Genomic DNA, 1,065 nt, shown 5'->3' with positions numbered 1-1,065 from the left:
TTTGAGTGGTGTCACCCACAACAACCCCAAACGGTTTTTGTCCAAGAGTACCTAAATCTAAAGTGAAACTGAAAGTCAGATCATCCTTGATTGGAATTTGCTTACCATCAACCTGCAACGTTGTCGTTGGGTGCTTGACCTTACCAGTAATCGTCGCAATCCCGGTCTTAGGGTCATAGAACTTAGCCGAGGTGGCATTGAATTCATTGGAACCAAATGTCACACCTTGATCGAACGTCACAGGATTCTTCAACATATCAGGATCATAAGACGAGGTAATCGTCTTTTGCTCCGTCGTGGTGTTTCCGTCTTTGTCGGTGGCGGTCACTTTGATGGTATTGTCACCATAATTAACCGGTACATCAACACTAAAGTGATGTTGTGCATCAAGTGCTGCTACGGTGTCGCCAACATTAACTGTCTTGGTGTCAGCACTAACCGTCCCTGTAACCTTGATGGTCGCTTCAGAGGTCTGATCCGAGCCATTGTTGAATTTCAAATCAGTAAAGGTTGGCGCCGTCAGCCGAACTTTAGTGTCAAAATGTTTAAGCAACTGGGTATGCGCCTTATCGGCATATAGATCCACTTGCGCGGCGTAATCAGCATTTGTGACCGGCATTGAGGCAGTGAAACTGTTAGTCGCAGCATCGTAGGTTGTGTTCAAATCATGTTTCTTTCCTTGTGCATCAGTGTAAGTACCGTCAACCGCTGCTGGATACGTTCCACTAAACGTATACGTCCCGCCACCTTGAGTATTGGCTTCGTAGCCGGTTGTGGTACTTGAGATCTTGTCTGGGATACCGCCGCCGTTCACAATTAAATCAAACGATGTAGACCCCGGCTTCTGAACGCTGGCATCTTGATCAGTGGCATTGGATGCATTATCAGTCAAGTACAGCTCAGCCGAATTGTCGCCATTGCCAAGTGCTTGGGCCTGTTCATCAGATAATGGCGTTTCAATTTTGGTGTACCCATCAGCCGTTGTCCCAGCATCGGTAAAGGTAGCATCAAGATTCGTCACTTCATTAATTGCAGTTTTAACGCTCTTGGTGGCATCAAGACCAC

General features: G+C 46.7%; 1 pseudogene. It reads right to left on the bottom strand.

From position 1 onward, the window contains the following. Positions 1–1,065, bottom strand: a pseudogene (locus AB0N03_RS52525) (peptidase S8); the annotation flags it as partial.

The organism is Amycolatopsis sp. NPDC051061 (assembly GCF_040682935.1).
Lineage (GTDB): Bacteria > Actinomycetota > Actinomycetes > Mycobacteriales > Pseudonocardiaceae > Amycolatopsis.
This window is presented reverse-complemented; position numbering and strand designations above follow the sequence as displayed.